The organism is Sphingomonas sp. GC_Shp_5 (assembly GCF_026540855.1).
Lineage (GTDB): Bacteria > Pseudomonadota > Alphaproteobacteria > Sphingomonadales > Sphingomonadaceae > Sphingomonas.
Map to the genome: position 1 here is coordinate 161,540 of NZ_JALNUP010000002.1, position 18,315 is coordinate 179,854.

14 protein-coding genes are annotated in these 18,315 nt (G+C 67.5%); 6 read left to right on the forward strand and 8 right to left on the reverse strand.

What is annotated here, in order from left to right; all coding sequences use genetic code 11:
- Positions 1–24: 24 nt before the first annotated feature.
- The 4 genes from OXR60_RS02810 to OXR60_RS02825 form a co-directional block, all read right to left on the reverse strand.
- Positions 25–867, reverse strand: coding sequence for a GDSL-type esterase/lipase family protein (locus OXR60_RS02810; RefSeq protein ID WP_267393815.1), 843 nt, complete (start codon positions 865–867; stop codon positions 25–27).
- Positions 864–1,784 (reverse strand): alpha/beta hydrolase, encoded by a 921-nt coding sequence (locus tag OXR60_RS02815; RefSeq protein WP_267394080.1) that lies wholly within the window; start codon positions 1,782–1,784, stop codon positions 864–866. The genes OXR60_RS02810 and OXR60_RS02815 overlap by 4 nt, the downstream gene beginning before the upstream one ends.
- 145 nt (positions 1,785–1,929) lie before the next feature.
- Positions 1,930–3,438, reverse strand: a complete 1,509-nt coding sequence (locus OXR60_RS02820) for an alginate export family protein (protein ID WP_267393816.1) — start codon at positions 3,436–3,438, stop codon at positions 1,930–1,932.
- Between the two features lie 52 nt (positions 3,439–3,490).
- Positions 3,491–4,828, reverse strand: coding sequence for a dicarboxylate/amino acid:cation symporter (locus OXR60_RS02825; protein ID WP_267393818.1), 1,338 nt, complete (start codon positions 4,826–4,828; stop codon positions 3,491–3,493).
- A 277-nt stretch (positions 4,829–5,105) separates the two neighbouring features.
- Here OXR60_RS02825 and OXR60_RS02830 point away from each other — a divergent pair, with 277 nt between their 5' ends.
- The gene (locus OXR60_RS02830) at positions 5,106–6,806 is read left to right on the forward strand and encodes an ATP-binding protein (protein ID WP_267393821.1); all 1,701 of its coding nucleotides are present in this window, start codon (positions 5,106–5,108) and stop codon (positions 6,804–6,806) included.
- The gene (locus OXR60_RS02835) at positions 6,803–8,107 is read left to right on the forward strand and encodes a sigma-54 dependent transcriptional regulator (protein WP_267393823.1); all 1,305 of its coding nucleotides are present in this window, start codon (positions 6,803–6,805) and stop codon (positions 8,105–8,107) included. Before OXR60_RS02830 ends, OXR60_RS02835 begins: the two co-directional genes overlap by 4 nt.
- Positions 8,108–8,134: 27 nt before the next feature.
- Here OXR60_RS02835 and OXR60_RS02840 read toward each other — a convergent pair whose 3' ends face one another.
- Positions 8,135–8,374, reverse strand: a complete 240-nt coding sequence (locus OXR60_RS02840) for a hypothetical protein (RefSeq protein ID WP_267393825.1) — start codon at positions 8,372–8,374, stop codon at positions 8,135–8,137.
- Between the two features lie 173 nt (positions 8,375–8,547).
- Here OXR60_RS02840 and OXR60_RS02845 point away from each other — a divergent pair, with 173 nt between their 5' ends.
- Together OXR60_RS02845 and OXR60_RS02850 are read left to right on the forward strand one after the other, a co-directional pair.
- Positions 8,548–10,605, forward strand: coding sequence for a TonB-dependent receptor (locus tag OXR60_RS02845; protein WP_267393827.1), 2,058 nt, complete (start codon positions 8,548–8,550; stop codon positions 10,603–10,605).
- 67 nt (positions 10,606–10,672) lie between these two features.
- The gene (locus OXR60_RS02850) at positions 10,673–11,686 is read left to right on the forward strand and encodes an alanine racemase (protein WP_267393828.1); all 1,014 of its coding nucleotides are present in this window, start codon (positions 10,673–10,675) and stop codon (positions 11,684–11,686) included.
- A gap of 149 nt (positions 11,687–11,835) precedes the next feature.
- Here OXR60_RS02850 and OXR60_RS02855 read toward each other — a convergent pair whose 3' ends face one another.
- Positions 11,836–15,066: a TonB-dependent receptor gene (locus OXR60_RS02855; protein WP_267393830.1), complete on the reverse strand. Its 3,231-nt coding sequence runs from the start codon at positions 15,064–15,066 to the stop codon at positions 11,836–11,838.
- Between the two features lie 173 nt (positions 15,067–15,239).
- Positions 15,240–16,235: an alpha/beta fold hydrolase gene (locus OXR60_RS02860; protein WP_267393832.1), complete on the reverse strand. Its 996-nt coding sequence runs from the start codon at positions 16,233–16,235 to the stop codon at positions 15,240–15,242.
- Positions 16,236–16,324: 89 nt separating this feature from the next.
- On the opposite strand from OXR60_RS02860, the gene phaR reads away from it, so the two are divergent.
- Positions 16,325–16,903 (forward strand): polyhydroxyalkanoate synthesis repressor PhaR, encoded by a 579-nt coding sequence (gene phaR / locus OXR60_RS02865; protein WP_267393834.1) that lies wholly within the window; start codon positions 16,325–16,327, stop codon positions 16,901–16,903.
- A 1-nt stretch (position 16,904) separates the two neighbouring features.
- The gene (locus OXR60_RS02870; protein ID WP_267393836.1) at positions 16,905–17,087 is read left to right on the forward strand and encodes a hypothetical protein; all 183 of its coding nucleotides are present in this window, start codon (positions 16,905–16,907) and stop codon (positions 17,085–17,087) included.
- Positions 17,088–17,103: 16 nt separating this feature from the next.
- On the opposite strand, the gene OXR60_RS02875 is transcribed toward OXR60_RS02870, so the two are convergent.
- Complete coding sequence (locus tag OXR60_RS02875; RefSeq protein ID WP_267393838.1) at positions 17,104–18,309, reverse strand: hypothetical protein; 1,206 nt, start codon at positions 18,307–18,309, stop codon at positions 17,104–17,106.
- Positions 18,310–18,315: the final 6 nt, after the last annotated feature.

Here is an 18,315-nt window from a genome sequence, read left to right on the forward strand (position 1 = left end):
GGGAGGGCGGGTCGGCTAGCGTCGTTATGTTGCTGGTCTGCCGGACCGCTTCAACGCCGGCTGAGACTGCAGCGCCCGCTCGATCGCGGCCTCGGCCACCGGGGCCATTCGGGCGTAGCCGGCGGCGAGCGGGTGGACGCCGTCGTCGCTGAGCCCGCGTTCGAGCAGCCCCGATCCATCCACCAGCCGCGCGTAATAATCGGCATAGGCATAGCCGCGGCGGGCGCAGAACGCCCGCAGCCAGGCATTGAGCGCGCGCAGCTCGGCGGGCTTGCGTTCGACGAGCACGTCCTTGGCCTTGTCGGTGTAATTGTTGACCGGGAGCAGCGAGGCGAACACCACCCCGATGCCGTGGCGATCGGCCAGATCGGCCATCGCCTCCCAGTTGGTCTCGATCTGCTCGGGCGTTTCCTGCTGCAGGAAACCCTGGACGTCGTTGATCCCGGCGAGGATCACCACCGCGTTCGGCTGCAGCGCGACGACATCCTGGTGGAAGCGCAGCACCATCTGCGCGGTGACCTGGCTGCCGATGCCGCGGTTGACGTAGGGCTTGCCGGGGAAGCTCGCCGCCAGGTCCCAGCGGTCGGTGATCGAATCGCCGAGGAAGACGACACGGCGTTCGCCGGGGCGGGGCGGCGGCAATGCCCGATCCGCCTCGGCATAGATGTAGCGCTCGCCGAAATCCTGCATCAGGCTCGGCACCAGCTTGGCGCGAAATGGGCCGAGCCACGGGCCCCAATCCTTGTCCTGTACCACCCGCCGCTCGGGCGAGCTCTGGTAGACGGCCGGCGCTGGCGTGTTCGCCGCGTGCTGGGCACCGGCGGCGCTGCCGGCGCCAAGCAGCACCGCCAGCAGCGCGTGCTTCATGCGAACACGCCCTTGCGCACGCCATAGGCATGGAACAGGTCGGGCCAGGCGGAGGTGGTCACGCTCTTGGGCGGGCGGACGCCGAAGCCATGGCCGCTCTCGTCGAACACGTGCAGCGCCGCCGGGCGCTGGGCGGCGAGCAGAGCGGTGTACAGCGCGATGCTGTTGGCCACCGGCACCAGCCCGTCGTCGCCCGAGTGGACCAGGAAGGTGGGGGGCGTCGCCGCCGTGACCCGCGTCTCCACCGACGCCGCCTGGCGCAACGCCGCCGGTGCGTTGTCGCCGAGCAGCATGTCGCGCGAGCCGCCATGGGTGAAGGGCGCGGCCATGCTCACGACCGGATAGATCAGCCCGGCAAGGTCGGGACGCGCCGACAAGCTGTCGGCCTTGTCCACCGGCGCATAAACCGGTTCGGCGAACCGCGTCGCCAGCGATCCGGCGAGATGGCCCCCCGCCGAGAAGCCGAGGATCGCGACCCGCGCCGAATCGACACCGAACTGGCCGGCGCGCGCGCGGATCACCCGCATCGCCCGCTGCGCGTCCTGCAGCGGCACCAGCTCGCGCTTGTCCCAGCCCTCGCCCGGCAGGCGATACAGCAGGATGAACGCGGTAACGCCGCGGGCGTTGAGCCAGGCGGCCTGGTCGATCCCCTCATTGTCATAGCTGAGGAAGCTGTAGCCGCCGCCGGGCATGATCAGCACCGCCGCGCCATTGGGGCGGGCAGGGCGCTTCACCACCAGCATCGGCTGCGCGATGCCGGTGACGAACCGATCGTGGCGGGCCGGATCGTGCGACTGATCGTCGGCCTTGCGGACGATCCTGGCGTGGCGATCGCCCGGGATCGCGCCCGGCCACAGCGGCACCGTCTCGTCCGCCGGCCCGACCTGCGCAGCGGCGGTCGTGCCGAGCAGGGTCAACGAGGCCGTCGCCCCGGCGATCAACGATCGCCGACTGATATCGATAGTGTCCACCCGCTGCTCCTGCGATCCGCTCCCGAGCGCGAGGCTGTGGCACAGCAGGCGGCGGTGCGACAAGCCGCGCCGATCGCACCGGCGCTTCGGCTCAGAAGCGGAAACTCACCCAGCCGGCGAGAAAGTCCGAGCTCGCATAGCCGGCATGGGTCAGCGACGGGCCGGCGGCGAGATGCTCGTAGCGGCCGGTGAACGACAGGCGCGGGCTGTACGAATAGACCAGTTGCAGCCGCGCGACATCGGCGATCTTGCTCGCAGAAACGTTCTGCGTGCCGGCGAATGCCGATCCGTTCGCCCGGTACACCGCGTCGCGAACGTCGTCGCGCCAGGCGAGCTGATATTCGCCGGTGATGCGCAATTTCTTGTGCGGCGAAAAGGTGACGTTCGGCGCCAGCGCGATCAGGTTGGTCGGGGTGAGGAACAGCGCATAGCTGTAATAGATGTTGTTGCCGAATGGCGCGAAGCTGTTGCGCAACGTGCCGCCGGTATAGCTGCCGCCGCCGCTCGCGTAATCGGCGTGGAAGCCGATCCGCGGTGCAGTGCTCTTGGCGCCGAGCCGCCAGGTCTGCGCCATCAGCACCTGCCAGGCATCGATCTTCTGGCCGTTGAAGGTGCCGCCCTGGTGATTGACCGTCCAGTCGAGCGTCACCCGGTCGACATCGCCCCACAGCCGCGCGCCGTAATAATCGCGCACCTCGCGGCCGCTCGTCGCGCCCCACACCGTGTTGGTCGAGCGCAGCCGCCACACGAACGGGTCGAGGTAGAGCTTCGATGTGCCGAACCAGTCCGTCGGCACCACCACGCCGGCGGTGACGCCGGAAAAGCGGTGGCCGTGATCGGTGACATCGTCGCCCGGACCACCGGTGCCGAAGGTGGTATATTTGAGATCGAACACGTCGGCGCGCAGCGTCTTGCCGCGCGCCCAGCCGCGCAGGCCGTTGAGCACGAAGCGGATGGTGTTGTTGTCGCGCTGCGAGGTGAGCAGGTTGGAGCCGTCGGTGAACTCCTGCCGGCCGTAGCGCGCGCCGAACTCGACGCCCGCGACCGTCGCGTCGCCTTCGACGAACGCCTGCTGGATGACCAGCCCGTTCTCGAGATTCGCCGCAGGCGTGCCGATGTTCTGGCCCGAGATGCCGGCATGGGCGACCTCGCCATAGGCCCGAAGATGCGGCCCGACGTGGAGGTCGGCACCGGCGACGAGGCGGTTGATGTCCTGGCGCTGCGCCTCGCCGCTGCGCAAGTTGGGGTTGGTGACCTCGTTGACGCGCAGCCGCAGCTCGCCCGACAACGTCAGATACACGTCGCCGTCGTTGTCGAGGGGGAGGAACTTCAGTCGATCGAGCGGATCGTCGCGCTTGGCGGGATCGGCATAGCGGCGCCAGTCTTCCGCCCAGCGCGACAGATTGTAGCCGCCGGTGCCGGTGCCGTCGCCGGCGGCGGCAGACGGGTAGGCGCTGACGGTCGGCTCGGCCGGGTTTCGGCTCTGGCCGGATTCGGCCGGCGACGGGTTGGTCGGTAGCGTCGTCTGCGCGCTGGCGGGCGCCGCGAACAGAGCGAGCGACAGGGTGGCGACGCCGGCGGCGCGCAACAGATCGGTCATGAGGTGCCTCCTGGCAGCAGGGCGGTGGCGCGCGGTGGCGCCACCGGTCAGATCATTCGGCGGGAATGGCCTCGGCGCGCATCTGATCGACCCGCGGCATCTCGCCGCGCATCGCCGCGTTGAACCGGTCCTGGTCGAGCGCGCCTTCCCAGCGCGACACCACGACCGTGGCGACGGCGTTGCCGATGAAATTGGTAAGGCTACGGCACTCGCTCATGAAGCGGTCGACGCCGAGGATCAGCGCCATGCCCGCGACCGGTACCGAGGGGACGATCGACAGCGTCGCCGCCAGGGTGATGAAGCCGGCGCCGGTAACCCCCGCCGCGCCCTTGGAGGAGAGCATGGCAACGCCGAGCAGCAGCAATTGCTGGCCGAGCGTGAGGTCGACGTTGCCCGCCTGGGCGATGAACAGCGCCGCCAGCGTCATGTAGATGTTGGTACCGTCGAGGTTGAACGAATAACCGGTCGGCACGACCAGCCCGACGATCGACTTGGGGCAGCCGGCGCGCTCCATCTTCTCGATCAGCGAAGGCAGCGCGCTTTCCGACGACGAGGTGCCGAGCACCAGCAGCAGCTCGGTCTTGAGATAGCGGATCAGCGCCAGGATCGAGAAGCCGCTGAGCTTGGCGACCACGCCGAGCACCACCAGCACGAAGATCAGCGACGTGAGGTAGAAGGTGCCGACCAGCGCGGCGAGATTGGCCAGAGTGCCGACGCCGTACTTGCCGATGGTAAAGGCCATCGCGCCGAACGCGCCAACGGGGGCTACCTTCATCACGATCGCGACCAGCTTGAAGAAGGCGGTGGACGCCTGCTCGAGCAGGTCAAGCACGCCCTGGCCGCGCTCGCCGACCAGCGCCAGGCTGACGCCAAACAGGATCGCGACGAACAGCGTCTGGAGGATGTTACCCGCGGTCAGCGCCGACAGGAAGGTGTCGGGAATGATCCCCGTGAGGAAGCCGGTCAGTGTGGTCTCATGCGCCTTCTCGGCGAACTCGGCGACCTTGGAGGTGTCGAGCGATGCCGGGTCGATGTTGAGCCCGGCGCCGGGCCGGATCACATTGGCGACGATAAGGCCGACGATCAGCGCCAGTGTCGAGAAGAAGAAGAAATAGATGAACGCCTTGCCGGCGACGCGGCCCACCGAGCCGAGATCGCGCATGCCGGCGATGCCAGTGACGATGGTGAGGAAGATCACCGGCGCGATCACCATCTTGACGAGCTTGATGAAGGCATCGCCGATCGGCTTCATCGCCTCCCCGGTAGCGGGGTAGAAATGGCCGAGCAGCACGCCGGCGACGATCGCCACCAGCACCTGGGCGTAGAGATGGCGATACCAGGGCGGCGACACGGGCGTCGGCTGGTCGCTGGCGGGCACGGCGATGGTCATCCTGGGCCTTTCATCCTCGATCACGGCACAGTGCGTTCTTGATGACGGTATGTGCAGGAGTGATGGTGTCGTCTGTTACGGCTTTCCACGCAAGCAATCTCAAGGCCATATAAAAACATCGTAATAACAACATTATAGAGGCGGGAATTCGTACCGTGTCTTGATGACCAAGAAGCTCAAGCATCAGTGAACGTGCAAGAACTTGCACAGGGTGACGATGCCGGGTAGCGGCTTGGGTATGCAGAGCGGGTGGGTCAGGCGGTGGTGGCGAGAGGCTGTGCTGGCGCTGCTGCTTGCGGGAATCGCCGCGGCGCTTGCCGGCAGGATCGCCGAGCAGCGCGCGCTCAGCCGGTTCGAGGCGGCAGTCCGTGTGGATGCCCGGTTGCGTGAGGCGCTGCTGACCAGCGAGGTCGCGCGGTTCAGGCTGTTGCCACTAGCGCTCGCCGCCGACCGCGATCTGGATGGCGCCCTGGCCGGCGCCGTGCCGGCGCGGCGCGCGCTCAACCAGCGGCTGGAAACGCTGGCGAGCACCACCGGCGCCGCCGCCATCTATGTGATCGGTGCCGACGGCCACGCGATCGCCGCGAGCAACTGGCGGACGGCGCACAGCTTCGTCGGTATGGATTACCGCTTCCGGCGCTATTTCCGCGAGGCGACGCTCGATGCGCTGGCGACCCAGTTCGCGATGGGCACGGTCAGCCACAAGCCCGGGCTCTATCTCAGCCGCCGCACCGCCCGCGGCGGCGTGATCGTGGTCAAGCTCGAGTTCGACCAGGTCGAGCGGCAGTGGCGCGGCGCCGGCGGCATCACCTTCGCCGACGACGATCACGGCGTAATACTGGTGACGAGCCGGCCCGACTGGCGGTTCCGCGTCACCCGGCCGCTCGGCCCAACAGCGTCGGCGCGGTTCCGCGCCGAGATCCAGTCGGGCGAGGAGTCGCTCGCGATCCTGCCGTGGGCGGCCGCCCCGCGCGCGACGGGAGAGGCGCGGGTGACGGTGCCCGGCCAGGCGGGACGCCTGCTCTGGGTGCGATTGCCGCCGTCGCCGAGCGGCTGGCGGCTCAACCTGCTACGCAGCAGCACCACCGCGGTGGACGATGTGGTGCGGCTTGCCGCGCTCGGCGCCGCGCTCGCCATGCTCGCCCTTTATGGCACGACGCTGGCGCTACGCGCGCGCGGTCGCCGCCTTGCCGCGCGCACCCACGAACTCGAGGCGGCGGTAGCCACCCGCACCGCCGAGCTGCGCCGCGAGATCGACGAACGCATCGCCTCCGATGCCCGCGCCGACCTGCTGCGCGAAGGATTGCGCCAGGCCAACCGGCTGGCGACGCTAGGCCAAGTGACGGCGAGTGTCGCGCACGAGACCGCGCAGCCGGTCGCCGCGATCCGCACCTATGCCGCCAACGGCGAGCGGCTGCTCGAGCGTGGCGATGCCGAGCAGGTCCGCGGCAATCTCCAGGCGATCGGCCGGCTGGCCAGCCGCATCGGCGAGGTGACCGCTGCGCTGCGGGGGTTCGCGCGCAAGGGCACCGGTGCGATCGGCCCGATGCCGCTGGCCGAAGCGGTGGACGGGGCGCGGCTGATCCTCAAGGAGCGGCTGTCGAGCGTCGCCTTCACTGCCTCGGCGATCCCGCCGGACCTGCTGGCGCTCGCCGGCAAGGTGCGGCTGGAGCAGGTGCTGGTCAATCTGCTGCAGAATGCGATCGAGGCGTTGGAGGGGCATGCCGAGCCGCAGCTGGCGCTGACGCTCGACATCGACGAAGACACCGTTCGCGTCGACATCGTCGACAATGGTCCGGGGGTCGATCCGGGGATCGCAGCGCGGATCTTTACGCCGTTCGTCACCAGCCGCGCCACCGGACTCGGGCTCGGGCTGGTGATCGCGCTCGACATCATGACCGACATGGGCGGCACGCTGCGGCTGGTGCCGACGGCGGTAGGCGCACGCTTCCAGATTGAATTGCAGAGAGCCGGATGAGCGAGACACCGCCGATGGTCGCCCTGGTGGACGACGACCCCGACATCCGCGGTTCGATCGCGCAGATGCTCGGCCTCGCCGGATATAGGGTGATCGACCATGCCGACGCCGCTTCGGCGCTGGCCGCGATCGACAAGGGCTTCGCCGGCGTGGTGGTCAGCGACGTCGCGATGCCTGGCATGTCCGGCGTCGAGCTGTTTCGGCGGCTCCATGCCCGGGATGCCGATCTGCCGGTGCTGCTCATTACCGGCCATGGCGACGTCGCGATGGCGGTGGATGCGCTGAAGGCCGGCGCCTGGGATTTCCTCACCAAGCCGTTCGACCCGGACGCGCTGCTCGCCGCGGTCGGCCGCGCCAGCGCGCATCGTGCTCTGGTGATGGACAACCGCCGGTTGCGCGCGCTGGCGGCGGCACCGGACGGCTCGCCATTGGTCGGCCGGTCGCCCGCGATCGTCCAGTTGCGCGATACGGTGGCGCTGCTCGCCGATGCCGATATTGATGTGCTGATCGAGGGAGAATCCGGCACCGGCAAGGAGCTGCTGGCGCGGCTGATCCACCGCGGCGGCGCGCGCGCACGGCATCGCTTCGCCACCGTCGCCTGCGCCGCGATGCCCGACGCGCTGATCGAACCCGAACTGATCGGTGGCACGATCGCGGCGGCGGCGCGCGGCACCCTGTTCCTCGACGACGTCGATCGTGCTTCGCCGGCGCTGCAGGCGCGGCTCGCGCAATTCGCCGAGGAACGCACGGTGCCCGGTCTCGCCGCGGGTGGCGACCCGTCGCCGATCGACGTGCGCCTCGTCGCCACCGCCGCCGAGAACGCCGACGCGACGATGGACCCGGCGCTTTACTATCGGCTGTCGGCGGTGCGGCTGCGGGTACCGCCCTTGCGCGAGCGGCTGGACGATGTGCCGCTATTGTTTGCGCATTTGCTCGATCTCGCCGCGTCGCGGCTGCGCCGTCCGCTGCCCGATCTCACCCCCGCGGTGCGCCGGCGGCTGATCGAGCATCGCTGGCCCGGCAACGTTCGCGAACTTGCCCATTTTGCCGATCAGGTGATGATCGGCCTCGCCCCCGAGCCCGGTGGCGAGCAGGAAGCGGAGACGCTGCCCGATCGGGTCGCCGCGTTCGAGCGCCAGGCGATCGTCGAGGCGGTGCTGGCCGCCAAGGGCGACGCCGGCGCGGCGATGCAGGCGCTCGGGCTGCCGCGCAAGACCTTCTATTACAAGGTCCAGCGCCACGGCATCGATCTCACCGGACTGCGCCGGGCGGGAGCGGAACGCATGGACGGGGCCGGCTAGGCTGGAACCCTGATGGGTGGCCGCGGTTCACTCCGCCTCCAGATCCCATTGCTCGGCGACCTGCTCCACCGCGCGGCGGCAGATGTCGTCCAGTCCTTCGGGGCAGAAGGCCTGGACGTCCCAATTGTGATCGAACGCTTCGGCGGGATCGGCGAGGGTGGGGAGCATGAAGTCGATCCGTGCGCCCTCGCTGTCCAGCGACAGGCGCAGCGCAGCCTGGTTGAGTTCATCACGAAGCCGTTCGGCGGAGAGCAGCGGACGGTCCATACCGGTCCTAACAGCTCGCGGATCGGCAATGTTCCGTGCTGGCGCCATGCATGATCACGATGTGATGTACGGGCCGCCAGTCGGGTTAACAGCCTGGTACATATAGGTCACGCAGCGACGCAAATCGCCGGGGTGCGGTTGCGGATCACCGCTTTGCTGATCATGGGGGCCCGATGAAGCCGTCTCTGTTCGCCGCCGCCTCGCTGGTCGCCACTGCCATCATCGGCTGCCCGATCGCATCCGCGCAGACCGTCACCGCTACCGGCGATGCCACCGGCCTCGATATCGTCGTCACCGGCCGCGGCCTCTCGACGCCCGGCGATCGGGCGTTCGACGTCGTCACCATCGATCGCGACCGGCTCGAGGCCAATGCCAGCGACCGGCTCGAAAGCGTGCTTGCCGACGTTGCCGGGCTCCAGCAGTTCCGCCGCTCCGACTCGCGCTCCGCCAACCCGACCAGCCAGGGCATCACCCTGCGCGGGATCGGCGGCAATGCCTCCAGCCGCGCGCTGCTGATCCTCGATGGCGTGCCGCAGACCGATCCGTTCGGCGGCTGGGTGGCGTTCCCGGCCTATGCGACCGACCGGCTCGGCCAGGTCCGCGTCACCCGCGGCGGTGGCAGTGGCTATTATGGCGCCGGGGCGCTCGCCGGCACCGTGGAGCTCGACAGCGCCACGCCCGATCAGCTGTCGCCGCTCGCCGCCAGCCTGGCTTATGGCAGCCGCGATTCGGTCGATGCGCAAGGGTCGGCGTCGCTGGTGCGGGGCAACGGCTTTGCGACCATCTCGGGCGCTTATGCGCGCGGCGATGGCTTCATCCCCACCGTGGCCGAGGATCGCGGCGCGGTCGATCATGCAGCGCCCTACGAGCAGGCGTCGGGCGCAATTCGCGCCGTGATCGGCATCGCGCCGTCGACCGAGTTGCAGGCTAATCTCAGCGCCTTCACCGATCGTCGCAACCGCGGCACTGACTTTACCAACAACAAGTCCGAGGGCGCCGACGCCAGCCTCCGGCTGGTCGGCCACGGCCATTGGGGCTGGTCGGTGCTGGGCTATCTCCAGACCCGCGCCTTTGCCTCGCAATTCGCCTCGGTCAGCGCCGACCGCGCCACCGTCACCCAATCGCTCGACCAATATAGCGTGCCCGCCACCGGACTCGGCGCGCGGGTCGAGATCCAGCCGCCAATTGGTGCTGGGATCGACCTGCGGCTCGGTGCCGACATCCGCGATGTCACCGGCAAGACCCAGGAATTGTACCTGTTCCAGAATGCGGTGCCGACCCGCCGCCGCGAGGCCGGCGGATCGAACCAGAACAAGGGCCTGTTCGCCGACGCCAGCACCGATCTCGGCGATCTCACCGTCACGCTCGGCGGCCGGGTGGACTTCTGGAACATCGACGATGGCTCGCTCACCGAGCGGCCGCTCGCCGGCGGCGCGGCGCTCACCAACAACCAGTTCCCGGATCGCGACGGCAGCGAGTTTAGCGGTCGGGCAGGGCTCGCCTATCGCGTCGCCAGCCTCGTCACCTTCCGCGCCGCGGCCTATCGCGGCTGGCGGCTGCCGACCCTCAACGAGCTCTACCGCCCGTTCCGCGTCGGCAACGACACCACCGCCGCCAATGCCGCGCTCAGCCCCGAGCGGCTGACCGGCTATGAGGGCGGCGTGACGCTGACCCCGCTTGCCGGCGTCAGCCTCGCCGCCACCGTGTTCCACAACCGGCTGAAGGATGCGATCGCCAACGTCACCTTGTCGCGCACCGCGACCAGCAGCTCGCTGATCCGGCAGAATCTCGATGCGATCACCTCCACCGGCCTCGAGGTCGATGCGAGCTACACGCTCGGCCACCTCACTGCGCTCGCCTCGTGGAGCCATGTCGACGCCGAGGTCCATGCCTCGGGCATCGCTGCCGCGCTGGATGGCCTGCGGCCGGCGCAGACCCCCAAGGATCAGGTGTCGGGCACGCTCGGCTGGCGCCGCGGCGGCCTCGCCGCCTCCGCCACGGTGCGCCACATCGGTCGCCAGTTCGACGACGACGTCAATATCGACAGCCTCGATCCCGCGACGACGCTGGATGCCTATCTGTCGCTGCCGGTGACCCACGGTCTGGCGATCGAAGCGCGTGGCGAGAACCTGTTCGACAAGCGGATCGAGACTGGCATCAGCGGCGACGACATCGTCGAGCGGGCCAACCCGCGGACGCTGTGGATCGGCTTCAAATACGCGATGAAGTAGGTCCGCTGGCGATCGTCGGTGGCATGCAGCCATCGACGCCCGCGTCGGCCCGGCTTATGCGACGGGGGTGACCGCTCCTCTTCGCCTCCGCCTCGATCCCGCCGCGCTTGTCGCCAATTGGCAGCACATGGACCGCCTCAGTGGTGCCGCGGCATGCGGCGCCGCGGTCAAGGCCGATGGCTATGGCCTCGGCGCGAGCGACGTGGCCAGGCGCCTTGCCGCAGCGGGCTGCCGCGATTTCTTCGTCGCGACGTGGCGCGAGGCCGAAGCCTTGGCCCCGCTCGGGCTGATGGTATCGGTGCTCCACGGTTTGCGTGCCGACGACATGGCGCTGGCGACGAGCGGCATCGCCCGTCCCGTGCTCAGCACCGACGCGCAGGTCGCCCGTTGGCGCAATGCCGGGGGCGGTGCCTGCGATGTCATGGTCGACACCGGGATGAACCGGCTCGGCGTATCGAGCGCTGCGGTGCGCGACGGGCTGCTCGCGGGCCTTCGGATCGAGACGCTGGTCAGCCATCTCGCCTGCGCCGACGAGGATTCACCGATGAACGAGCGCCAGCGGGCGCTGTTCGCCAGCTTGGCCGGCGTCACCGATGCGCGGCGGATGAGCCTCGCCAATTCGGCAGGCGTCGCGCTCGGGAGCGGCTTCCACTTCGATCTCGTCCGCCCCGGCCTCGCGCTCTACGGTGGCGTCGCCCGGCCCGAACTGGCGGCCATCCGCCAGGTTGCGGTGCCCGAGGCACAGATCCTGCAGCGACGGCTGGTCCCCGCCGGCGAAACGGTGGGCTATAATGCGACCTGGACGGCGCGCGCGGCCACTGAGGTGGCGATCCTCAACATCGGCTATGCCGACGGCTATTTCCGCGGCTTTTCCGACCGCGGCGCCGCCGGCGACCTGCCGGTGATCGGCCGCGTGTCGATGGACCTCACCGCGATCGACGTCTCGGCACAACCCGAGCTGGCCGAAGGCGACTGGGTCGCGCTCGATTTCGCGCTGCCACAGGCGGCGGCGCAATCGGGCATGTCGCAATATGAGCTGCTCACCAGCCTTGGCGCTCGGTTCGACCGGATGTGGATGTAGAGCATCTGTGCCCTCCGTCCGCTGGTCGTCCGTTAACGAGACCACCAGCGCAGATCGACGGGGATGTCGTTCCTCCAACTTCTTGAGCAGTTGAAAAAAAGGGGCCGGTGGAAACCACCGACCCCTTTCTGGCAGTTGATCAGAGTAGATCAGAACCTCGCCTGGATACCTGCGTAGAACTTGCGGCCGATCGGCTCGAAGATCGCGCTGCCGGCGCCGATGCCCGTGGCGCCGAGCGGCGGGAGGCGGTCGGTGACGTTGTCGATGCCGAAGTAGAAGTTCGACGACTTGTCGATGTTCACCCCGAACTTCAGATCCATGTAGAACACGTCCGGATAGAAGGGGATGTCGTAATCGTCGAGGTTCTGGGCTTCACGACCCTGGAACGCCTCGTGGTTCTCGATGGCGCCGACCGCCTGCTTGGTGATGTAGCGGGTCTGGATGTTGGCGAAGAAGTTGCCGAAGTCGGCGCCGAGATTCCAGTTAATCTGGTCCTTCGGCGACCCGACTTCACCCACCACCGTGTCGGCGAAGCCGGGCTGCGTCGGATCGGTGAACGAATCGTTCTGGAAGGTGTGCGTGTAGATCACGTGGCTGCTCAGGTTCACGTTGCCGAAGCGATGCTGGTAGCCCAGATCGACGTCGATGCCGCGGACCTGCAGCTTGGCGTAGTTCAGCAGGGTCTGCTGAAGGCTGCCCTCGACAACGCGGAAAGGTTCCTCACCGTTCGGGCCAGTCGCACCAGCGGCCACACGGGTGAACAGCGAACAGAATTGGTTGTTCGTCGTTGGCGAGTCATAGCAGCTGTTGATGATGCCCTGCGCGGTTGGCGCCGTGATGACATTGTTCACCTTGATGTTGTAATAGTCGACCGACACGCTCAGGCCCGGCGTCCAGCGAGGCTGGATAACGACGCCATAGGTGTAGGAGTCCGACTTCTCGACATCGAGATTCGGGTTGCCGCCGCTGACGATTTCCAGCGTCTGTGCATAAACATAGTCATAGGAGGCAGGGATGCCTGCTGCAGCGCAGTTGGCCGCCCGATACTGGGTGCCGCCGGCGAGGTTCCGTGCCGAGCAAGGATCAGCGACGGTCGCGAAGTTCTGCGACTGCGGCGAGTACAGATCAGACAGGTTAGGCGCGCGAACCGAACGCGAATAGTTGCCGCGGAAGCGGATGTCCTGCACCGGTGCCCAGGTCACGTTACCGCTGTAGGCGTATACCGTGCCGGCCGAGCCCTTATAGTCGGATACGCGGGCGCCGCCGCTGACGGTCAGTTCCTTGATGAGCGGAAGATCCTTGAGCAGCGGGATGTTGATCTCGCCATAGGCCTCCTTCACCTCAAATGCGGTCGGATTGAATTCTGCAATCGCGTTGTAGAAGGTGTATCCCGCCGATACGAGCGGGTCCTGCTTGTAGAACGCCGTCTCGCGACGGTACTCGCCGCCGAACGAGAAGCCGATATCGCCACCCGGCAAGGTGAACAGCTGGCTTAGATCGCCCGACACATAAGCGGTGATGTCAAGCTGGGTGATCTTACCCTGCGATACGGTGTCCTGAAGGACATAATTCTTGGCGGCATCGGAGACGCTGCCAACGCCGAACGGATTGAGCGGCTGGCAGGCGGCGATGTCGGAAGCGAGCGTCGCAGCATTTCCGCCGAAGTCGTCATAGGCGCGCGAAGCATCAAGCTGTGCACCGCAGACGATCTGGCCGGACGGGCTCCTGACTGCGTCGAGCGCCAGGAGCGCGCGCTGGACGTTCAGGTTGCCCCGAACCTTGGTGCGCTCGTCGAACTCACCGTAGTTCGCCGACACTTCATAACGCCAGTCGTCGTTGAAGGTACCGCGTACGCCGCCGACAATACGATAGGTTTCACGACGAGCCTCCTCGGTGCGGACGCCGAGGTCGGTCAGGTTCTTACGCAGGATGAACCGGAACGAACCATTGTTGATAGCCGCGATGTTGGCGGCAGTCAGCGGCGCACTGGTGTTCGGGTTAATCCCGCTGGCCAGGATCGCATTGGCAAGCTGGGCGCGGCTGGTCGCGTCGAGATAGGGATTGTCGAGGCGCGGACGCTCATAGAGCCCATCAAGCGTACTGCCCGTGAAGAACGCCGGGCCCGAGCTGCCCTGGCCAACCGAGTCGGTGCGCGAGTACTTCGCTTCGATGAAGGGGACGAACGCGTCTGACACGTCGAAATGGCCGATCAGATTGGCCGAGTAGCGGTCGAGTTGCGGCAGGATCTGCAGCAGCTGGCCTTCGCGACGGGTGTCGCCGTTGCCACCCAGATACGACCCGGTCGGCGTAGCGCTGGCACCGCCCGTGGCGGTTGCTGTGCCGAGACCGACACGCTGCCCGTTTTCGAGAACAATGCCACCACCCGGCTGGAACAAATAGTTGCAGCTGTACGGTCGACCACCCGGGAAAGCGGCCGTGGGCGTGTTATCACGGCCGCATGCGCCGCTGGGGCTCGCGATAGACACGAGACCGCCGGCAGAGAAGGTGGCGACGCGGATGTCACGGAAGAACTCCGCATCAGGAATGCCATCATAATTGATGAACTTCTGGCCCGCTGCACGACCGGCCGTGTCAGAATCCACTGTCACGAAGCTGTTGTTTTGGCGCAGATAGTCGCGATCCGAGGCATACAGATCATTCTGCCGCGAATATTCCAAGTCGACGGTGATGTTGCCGCGGCCATCGGCGAAGTTTTTGCCGGCCAGCACGCTGGCGAAGTAGGACCCTGCGTCCTTGCGGGAGCTGATGCCACCCTGAGCGCGCATCTGCACGCCGTCGTAATGGTCCTTGAGCTTGAAGTTGACCACGCCCGCCAGCGCATCCGAACCGTATACAGCCGAGTTACCACCCGTGACGATATCGACGCTCTCGATCAGATCGGTCGGGATCGTGTTCGTATCGACAGAGACGGCATTGTTAAGAATGTCGGAGCCGACGTGGCGGCGACCGTTGACCAGCACGAGCGTGCGCTGCGTGCCGAGGCCGCGAAGGTCGAGCAGGTTGAGGCCAGCGGTGCCCAGGAAGCGAGTCGAGTTCGCTTGGCTGAACGTGCTCTGCAGCTGCGGCAGATCGTTGAGTACGTCGCCGATCGAGGTCCGCGCCGTGACCCCCAGCTCAGCCGCGGTGACCGTGCTGATCGGGATCGGCGAGTCATCGTTCGGGCGCGCGATACGCGATCCCGTGATCAGGATTTCGGCGCGACCATCTTCATTGGTGCTCTTGTTGGTCGCCGCATCGGTATTGCTCTGCTCAGTCGAGACGATATCGCCACTGCTAGGCGAGGTCTGTGCGAACGCCGATGACGAGATCGCCAGCGAGCCGGCGAGCGCGGTTGCGCCCAATAAGACCGTAAGTTTCATGGAGTCCCCTTTTTCCAGCCTTTTTGGCTGCCAGGGACCATAATGAGCTCATTTTCGTGTCACGCCGCAACAGGTAAATTACGCCATATTGCGTATGTTGCCATTTTCCAGAAGTTCTGTTGCATGAATGTTACATGAAGATTGGTGGGGATACGGCATTGAAATCACATGGATTAGGCGAGCGCGGCATTGGCCGTGCGTCGGACCCATTCCGCTAGCGGGCTCCACAACCTCGCGGGTGCGGCGCCTCCGACGATCATTCCGACATGGCCGAGCGGCAGCTCATGCCGTAGCTTGAATCGGGCAGCGGTGGCTGGGGGAACAATACGGTCGGTGGTGGAGACGAACTCAAGCGTCGGCATGCTCAGGCGTGACAGGCTGACCTCTTGGCCCGCTACGTGCCACTGCTCATTGCCTGGAAGATCGGCACCAACAAATGCCCCAAAGAGGTCATGACCTACACCATAGGTAAGTGGAGCGCCGGTGTTGGCCCAATCCTCAAGGCGCACGAAATCGCTTGCCGCGGCGCTGCCGGGGTCAAGCCGGCCGAATGCACCGTATTTCGCCACGGTGGCGGCCGGGTCGAGCTGCCAGAAGCCCGCCTGCAGTATCTCCATCGGTACCAGGCCAAGCCGTTCGCACCAGGGCTGGGCGCCTTGCCACATCTCAAGCATCGACGCCCGCGCATCGCCATAGCCGGCGAACCGCCACGGCGCGGCGAGGGTCGCCAGCCCGGCCACCGGCGTGCGCGCCGCCGCGGCGATCGCCAGCGTGCCGCCGAGGCAATAGCCGACGAGCACCGGCGGCTGCTCCAGGCGCTGGATCAGCGGGATCAGCAGGCGCTCGACATGATCCGCGAGCCCTAGCGTGCGATCGGCAGGCCCCGGTGTGCCCCAGTCGACCAGCCACACGTGCAATCCCTGGGATGCCATCCAGCGCAGCAGCGATCGCTCGCCGAGGTCGAGGATCCCCGGCGGGTTGATCAGCGACGGCACGAACACAACCGGCGGACCGACGCCACCATAGTCACGCAGGCATACCCGGCCTTCAAAAAAACGCGGAGGCATCGGCACGGGCGCGGGCGGCCGTGGTGCCTGCTGATAGGCGGCAAGGCCACGCAGCGCGGCGGCGCGGGCGTCGGGTATGCCTGCGGTTTCGCTGCGCAGCATGGCGAGAAACAGAGGGAGAGGACGCGGCCCGTGTTGCGGTGCGGCAAGCATCGGCGTATCGTCCGCCTCAATCACGGATGGAGAGCCGGATGAAAAAACAGAACGCGGGGGACGGCACGGTCATTATCAAGAAGTACGCCAACCGGCGTCTCTATAATACCGAAACCTCTTCCTACATCACATTGGACCACCTCGCGACAATGACCCGCGAGGGTCGCGACTTCAAGGTGATCGACGCCAAGACCGAGGAGGACATCACCCACAGCGTCCTCACCCAGATCATCATGGACGAGGAAAACCGCGGCCAGGCGATGCTGCCGGTCGGCTTCCTGCGCCAGCTGATCGCGATGTACGGCGATTCGATGCAGGCACTGGTGCCGGGTTACCTCGATGCGTCGATGGAGAATTTTCGCCGCAACCAGGCGCAGTTCAAGTCCGCCGTCGAGGGCGCGTTCGCGCATTCCCCGTTTGCCGAGATCGCCAAGCGCAACATGGCGATGTTCGAGGCGGCGGCCGAGGCGTTCAAGCCGGTGATGCCGGCGGCGGCCGCTGCCGCGGCGGCTAACGGGACGCATGGCGCTGGCCCGGGCGCCACCAAGGACGACGAGATCGCCGCGTTGCGCGCCGAACTGTCGCGGTTGCAGGAAAAGGTCGAGAAGCTCGGTTGAGATGATGTGGGGCGTGGGGGCTGGCGCCGCGGTGCTGCTCGCGATCGCGGCCGGGATGGGCGATCGACGCCGGTGGCTGCGGCGGGATCTCGACCGGGTCGGTGTGGTCGACTGGCGCGCGGTGCAGATGGCGGCGCTGCTCGCGGCGATGATCATGGCCGGGCTCGGCTTCCACGCCGCCTGATGCGGCTGCCGCGGCCTCAATAGAAGCTTTTCAGCGTCAGCGACCGGACCTCGCCGGTGCACAGGCCGAGCGTCACCACAGTGCCCGGCGCGCCGATCGACCAGGTGGCGATTGGGTCGCCGGCGTAATCCGCGGGGATCGGTGCGCCGTTGATCCGGCAGATGCGATCGCCGTCGCGCCAGCCGGCCGCTTCCGCCGGGCCGCCGCGCATCACATGGAACACGCGCAGCCGGTCCGGCTCGATCCCCACCAGCAGCCCGCTGGTGGAGCGCAGCGGCGGCTGGTCGGCGGTCGGGCCGGGCTGCAGCACCATCCGCCCCGCCGCCGGGTCGAGCAGCACGCGATAGCGCTGCAGGAACCCCGAGCCGATCCGTCCGGCGACGCCGATCGTCTGCGAAAAGCCGCCGGCGGGCTCCACCCGCACCTCCACCTGCCGCGCCATCTGGGTGCCGAGCGCCACCGCCGGGGCGATCGCCAGCGTGCTCACTGCGGGGCCGGCGAGGCCGAACGAAATTGTGGTGGTGTTGGGCAGGCTGGCGAGCCCCGCGCGCTGCCAGGCCGCCGCCGACAGGGTGATCGCCGAGCCGTCGCCGGTGTCGACCACCATCGGCGCGAGGCGGCGGCCGGCAACGGTGAGCGCGCTCTCATACACCCGCCGCGCGGCGGAAATGGCGAGCGGCGCGGTCGCGCCGGTGAACGGCAGGCGGCCGGTGGGGATCAGGCGGAAGCGGCGATGTTCATAGTCGATGTCGAGTGCCTGGCCGCCGGTGATGTCGCGGCCGACCAGCATGTCGACCGGCGTCGCACCGCCAGTGGCGAGCGCCGGCAGGTCGGCGACCGAGACGCCGCCGCCGCGCCGGGTCAGGCCGCCGATGGTGATGGTGCCGGTCGGCAGCCAGCCGGTGGCGACCGCGCCACCGATCGCGGTTGCCTGTCCGCCGCTCGTCAACCGCGCTGGATCCACCACGGCCGACGCGCGCGCCAGCACCGAGAACGACACCCCAGTGTCGAGCACCGCGGTGATCGGCCGCGAGTCGAGATGCATCGCAAAGCGGATCTGGTTGCCCGGGGTGAGATCGAACGGCACCCATTGCGCCTCGGCATCGGCGGCCAGCGTGGTGACGCCATCCTCCGGGCCCGCTGGTGGGGCAGGGGCGGCGGCGAGCAGCAGCGCGACGAATGTGAGCTGAAGAATGATTGGAAACTGGAGGCGGCGCATCATCGCTGC

Bases quoted from the DNA above. Each gene is read 5' to 3' on its own strand.
- OXR60_RS02860 (WP_267393832.1), bottom strand. From the start codon at position 16,235: ATGCTGCGCAGCGAAACCGCAGGCATACCCGACGCCCGCGCCGCCGCG.
- OXR60_RS02810 (WP_267393815.1), bottom strand. From the start codon at position 867: ATGAAGCACGCGCTGCTGGCGGTGCTGCTTGGCGCCGGCAGCGCCGCC.
- OXR60_RS02845 (WP_267393827.1), top strand. From the start codon at position 8,548: ATGAAGCCGTCTCTGTTCGCCGCCGCCTCGCTGGTCGCCACTGCCATC.
- OXR60_RS02825 (WP_267393818.1), bottom strand. From the start codon at position 4,828: ATGACCATCGCCGTGCCCGCCAGCGACCAGCCGACGCCCGTGTCGCCG.
- OXR60_RS02875 (WP_267393838.1), bottom strand. From the start codon at position 18,309: ATGATGCGCCGCCTCCAGTTTCCAATCATTCTTCAGCTCACATTCGTC.
- OXR60_RS02855 (WP_267393830.1), bottom strand. From the start codon at position 15,066: ATGAAACTTACGGTCTTATTGGGCGCAACCGCGCTCGCCGGCTCGCTG.
- OXR60_RS02870 (WP_267393836.1), top strand. From the start codon at position 16,905: ATGATGTGGGGCGTGGGGGCTGGCGCCGCGGTGCTGCTCGCGATCGCG.
- OXR60_RS02820 (WP_267393816.1), bottom strand. From the start codon at position 3,438: ATGACCGATCTGTTGCGCGCCGCCGGCGTCGCCACCCTGTCGCTCGCT.
- OXR60_RS02835 (WP_267393823.1), top strand. From the start codon at position 6,803: ATGAGCGAGACACCGCCGATGGTCGCCCTGGTGGACGACGACCCCGAC.
- phaR (WP_267393834.1), top strand. From the start codon at position 16,325: ATGAAAAAACAGAACGCGGGGGACGGCACGGTCATTATCAAGAAGTAC.
- OXR60_RS02840 (WP_267393825.1), bottom strand. From the start codon at position 8,374: ATGGACCGTCCGCTGCTCTCCGCCGAACGGCTTCGTGATGAACTCAAC.